Source organism: Stenotrophomonas sp. HMWF003 (genome assembly GCF_003061285.1).
Lineage (GTDB): Bacteria > Pseudomonadota > Gammaproteobacteria > Xanthomonadales > Xanthomonadaceae > Stenotrophomonas > Stenotrophomonas maltophilia_AP.
The window spans coordinates 2,917-7,333 of sequence record NZ_QAIW01000175.1 but is presented as its reverse complement, the minus strand read 5'-3'; the positions used below and the strand labels follow the sequence as shown (position 1 = coordinate 7,333).

Below are 4,417 nucleotides of genomic sequence, written 5' to 3'. Positions count from 1 at the left end.
ACCCGCTTGAGGTTGTCGATCCACACCGGCACGAACTCCAGTTCCGGACGCTGCCGGGCCAGGTGGTAGATGCCGCTCTTGAACGGCAGCACGCCCTCGTCGGGATTGCGCGTGCCTTCCGGGAACAGGATCAGCGAGTTGCCTTCATCCACGGCCTGGCACAGGCAGGCGATCGGGTCTTCATGGCGCTTGGCCGCGTCGCGCTCGATCAGCACGCCGTTGAACACCGCGTGGATCAGGTAGCGGCGCAGGCCATCGCGCTGCCAGTAGTCGGCCGCCGCCACCGGCCGCACCTGGCGGCGCAGGGTGATCGGCAGCGCCGACCATATCAGCACGAAATCCCCGTGGCTGGCGTGGTTGCCGTAGTACACGCGGTGGTCGCTGGACGGGGCGCAGCCCTGCCACAGCGCGCGCGCCCCGGTGAGCGCGCGGATGGCAAAGCTGCAGCCGCGCGCGATGAGGTCAGCAAGCATGGGCAGTCATCCGGGCGGGGGGCGGTGGTGTCATCACGGCAACGTCTTCACTACCAGCGCGCCCAGCAGGCACAGCGCCTGCGCGCCAAGCGCCAGCAGCTGCCAGCGCAGCAGACGGCGCATGCCCTGCCAGCGCGGCTGCCAGCCGCGCGTGGCGGTGGTCGCCTCGCGCAGCCCCAGCTTCTGCAGCACGTCATCGATCACCCCGGGCGCGGCGTCGGGATGGCTGACCTGCAACGCCTCCAGCAATGCCGCATCGAAGCTGACCCGGGTGGCGTAGTAGGCCTGCACCGCGCCGGCCAGCAGCGATACCAAGGCAGGCACTGCCACGGCCAGCGGCGGCATCGACAGGCACAGCAGCGCCAACGCTGCACCGGCCAGCAACACCGACAGGCCGGTGGCCATGCGGGCCTGGCGCAGCACGGCGGTCATGACCCGCAACTGGAACAGCATGCTCATGCGCTCACCTGTGTGCTTCCGTTGGCCGCCGCGGCGTCGCGCACGGCCTGTTCAATCGCATCGCGGTGCCGGTCATGCAGCACGATGTGCGGGCAATCCAGCTGCAGCAGGCGGATCGCCGCGTCGGCACTGTCGGCGTGTCCGCTGCGGCACAGCCAGGTGGCCACGGCCGCTGCGCTGCGCGAATACCCCAGCGCGCAGCACACCAGTACTTCGCCACGACGATGGCCGTGTGCAATGGCCTCGGCGGCGCGTTGCAGGTCGTGCGCGGTGGGGGTGGCCAGGTCCAGCATCGGCACGCTGCGGTAGTGCCGCACCTGGCCCGCGAAGGGCAGTTCGGCGCACACATCCACCACGGTCGACATCGGCAAGGACGCGCCCGCCGCCGGCATGCGTCCCAGCCACACGCCGTCGATCACCAGCTGCGGCTGCGGCGCACGGCGGGTCCACCAGCGCGAGTTCAACCAGGCGGCCAGCAGGTACGGGGCCAGCAACCAGCGCGTGGCCATGCTCAGCCGGCCGTCTTCCTGCTTCTGGAATACCGCCGTGCCCACCGCGGCGTAGCCCAGCGCCACCAGCGCCAGCGACAACGCCGGCCAGCCCAGCCACAGCACCCAGCCGCTGAAGGTGAGCGCCAGCGACGCGCACAACGCGCTGCCCAATCCGTACAGCATCGCCAACCGCCAACGCGTGCCGTCCTGCGCCCACTGCCAGTGGGCCAACGGCGAGCGCCCGTGCGCCGGCCACAGCCACACGCACAGCCAGCCCACGGCCACGCCGGTGGGCACGTCCACGAAGTGGTGCTGCCAGGTGGTCAGCACTGAAATGCCGATCAGCGCGAACCACACGTGCAGGGCCGCGCGCCACCACCCACGCAGGTGCTGCTGAAAGCGCACCCACAGCACCACCAGCAGCACGATGTGCAGCGAGGGCGCCTGGTTGAACGGCTTGTCGAAGCCCAGCAGCACATCGAACAGCCAGCCGAACACGCCGGACGTTTCCGGGCGTTCCAGGCTGAAGCGCAGCGGCCAGAGCAGGAAACACGCCACCGACAACAGCTGCGCAGTGAGCAGCCGGCGCGCATGCATGTCCAGTTCGGCGCGCTGGGTGCAGATGAAGAACGAGGCCACGTAGAACAGGTCGATGGACCAGTACGGCACGATGGTCCACGGCTGGAACGGAATGGCCGCTTCCCAGTCGAACACGATGGACGGCACGTAGGACAGGCGCCCGGCCATCGCGTTGGCCAGGCCATAGCTGAGGAAGAAGAACGGCCCCAGCAGGGCCAGCCACAGCAGGGCGCGGCGCCAGGGCCGCACGCCCTCGGTCACGGCAGCACCCGGCGCGCCAGCGACACGGTGAAGATGCCGAAGCGGTCGATGCGCTGGGTGACCTTCTCGAACCCGGCCAGGCGCACCAGTTCATCCATTTCCTGCTGGGTACGCCGGCGCATCACCCAGGCCGCGCCTTCGCGGTGGCTGGTCAGCGCACGCGCGATGAACTCCAGCTGCGGGTGCCACGGCTGCCCGGTGTAGACCAGGTAGCCGCCTTCGCGCATGGCCGCGGCGATGCCCTGCAGCGAGCGCAGCACCGCATCGTTGTCGGCGAACAGCTCGTACAGCCCCGACACCGTGGACAGCGTGGGCGCCACCGGCAGTGCCGCCACCGAGGCCGCATCGAACGCATCGCCTTGTTCGAAGGTGGCGATGTCATCGGCACCGAATTCGCTGATGAGCCTGCGCCCGTCGATGACGTTGCGTTCGCTGAAGTCGCGCAGGGTGATCGCATCGGCGCGTTGTTCGCCCTGCGCCAGCGCGTCCAGCACGTAGCGGCCATGCCCGGCGGCCACGTCCAGCACACGCACCGGGCGCCCTTCGCCATGCAGGTGCAGTGCGGCCAGTTGCAGCAGCTCGCGCACGTGGGTGCGGCGGATGCGGATGCCGCGCCAGCCGATCGCGTCCAGGTAGTTGCGGTCGATCATGCGGCCCAGCGGGCCACTCCCGCGCGCCTGGTCGCGGTAGATGTAGTCCAGCGTGCTGCCCGAATCGAAGCCGCTTTCCAGACCCAGCGCGATGCCTTCGGACAGCGTGCCGCCGAAGCGCAGGCCGGCCCGGGTGAAGCGCCAGTACAGGTCCTTGGCGCTGTTGCGCTGCGGCGGCCAGGACAGGATTTCCGCCTCGTCGAACGTGGGGCCGTGCCGGTGCGCATCGCGCAGGCTGGGCCGCACCAGCGGCTGCTCGAACCGCTCGGTGACAAAGCGGCGGATGGCCGCGATGGCCGGCGCACGGTCGCGCTCGCCCAGGGTGTCGTGGAAGAAGCCCGGCAACAGGTGGCGTTCCTTGATCGGCGAGGACAACCGCTCGTAGAAGCGGTCCTGCGGCGCGCGGTGCACCACGAAGTCCGACCCGGACACCAGCAGCTGGGTCGGCACGGTGATGGCCTGCGCATCGCCCACCACGCGATCGGCGGCTTCGTACAGGCCCAGCAGCACGCGCACCGAGATCGGCCGGGTGATCAACGGATCGGTGCGGTAACTCTCCACCCGCTCCGGGTCATGGGTGAGCCATTGTGGCTTGACGTAGCTGTTGACGAAGAAGTTGCCGCGCAGCTTCTGCATCAGTTTCAGGCCGGGCACCGCCAACGGCACGTACAGCTTGACCTTGAACGCAGGCGAGGCGAGCACCAGCGCGCGCAGCGGCGGCGCGTAGTCGTGCACCCAGGTGGCGGCGACCACCGCCCCCACGCTCTGGGCGATGATCGCGATGTCCTGCACGGCGATGCCATGCTGCTGGCCGATGTGGGCGATGAAGCTGTCCAGGTCGCGCACCAGCGCCTCGAACCCCGGCGCATCGCCACGCTCGCCCGGCGACTGGCCGTTGCCGCGCGCATCCCAGGCGAATACATCGGTGTCGGGCAGGTCCAGCTCATCGGCCAGGTGGGCCACCCGGCCGGAATGCTCATGCCCGCGATGCAGCAGCACCACTGCACGGCGCGTGGGCGCCAACCCGCTGGCCGACCAGTGCCGGTAGAACAGCGGCTGGCCATCGAAACTGTGGAACTGCAGGTCCTGCTGTGCGCGCATGCATCACTCCGTTATGCATCCGACGGGATCCGGCCACATCAGCCGATCTCCGCCAATCCTTGTCGAACGCGCCGCCAGCTGGTCAGCACGCAAAGTGCGGCCGCTGCCCACGCGATCCCTCCCACGATGGCGCCGTCGATCCAGCCCGGCGCCAGCAGCACGCCGATCAGGCCGATCACGAACGCCCGGTCGCTCTTGCCCATCGGCCCGTCATAGCGCCGGCTGGCCCCCACCATCACGCCCAGGACGCCAGCGTACTCGCAAACCGCGGCCATCCACGTCAGCGCCCACAACGCGGTGGGATTCACCCCCGGCAGGCTGAGCAGGCTGAGGTAGAGCGCGGCGTCGGCGACGATGTCGCACAACTCGTTGAGATATGCGCCCAGGCGCGACTGCTGGCCGA

At 69.5% G+C, this 4,417-nt stretch carries 4 protein-coding genes and 1 pseudogene; all 5 read right to left on the bottom strand.

The features are described 5' to 3' along the window. Positions 1–473: lysophospholipid acyltransferase family protein (locus DBR34_RS07190; protein WP_146186788.1), on the bottom strand; the 473-nt coding region annotated here is incomplete at its 3' end. A 33-nt stretch (positions 474–506) separates the two neighbouring features. Further along, a complete protein-coding gene (locus DBR34_RS07185) occupies positions 507–932 on the bottom strand; it encodes a hypothetical protein (protein ID WP_128096280.1) in 426 nt (141 codons plus the stop codon). After that, positions 929–2,263 (bottom strand): phosphatase PAP2/dual specificity phosphatase family protein, encoded by a 1,335-nt coding sequence (locus DBR34_RS07180; protein ID WP_128096279.1) that lies wholly within the window; start codon positions 2,261–2,263, stop codon positions 929–931. The genes DBR34_RS07185 and DBR34_RS07180 overlap by 4 nt, the downstream gene beginning before the upstream one ends. Next, a complete protein-coding gene (locus DBR34_RS07175) occupies positions 2,260–4,014 on the bottom strand; it encodes a bifunctional alpha/beta hydrolase/class I SAM-dependent methyltransferase (protein WP_128096278.1) in 1,755 nt (584 codons plus the stop codon). Before DBR34_RS07175 ends, DBR34_RS07180 begins: the two co-directional genes overlap by 4 nt. Before the next feature lie 38 nt (positions 4,015–4,052). Further along, positions 4,053–4,417, bottom strand: a pseudogene (locus tag DBR34_RS22285) (CDP-alcohol phosphatidyltransferase family protein); the annotation flags it as partial.

What these genes read in the sequence shown, in the direction of transcription:
- DBR34_RS07175 (WP_128096278.1), bottom strand. Translation starts at nt 4,014, where the DNA reads ATGCGCGCACAGCAGGACCTGCAGTTCCACAGTTTCGATGGCCAGCCG.
- DBR34_RS07185 (WP_128096280.1), bottom strand. Translation starts at nt 932, where the DNA reads ATGAGCATGCTGTTCCAGTTGCGGGTCATGACCGCCGTGCTGCGCCAG.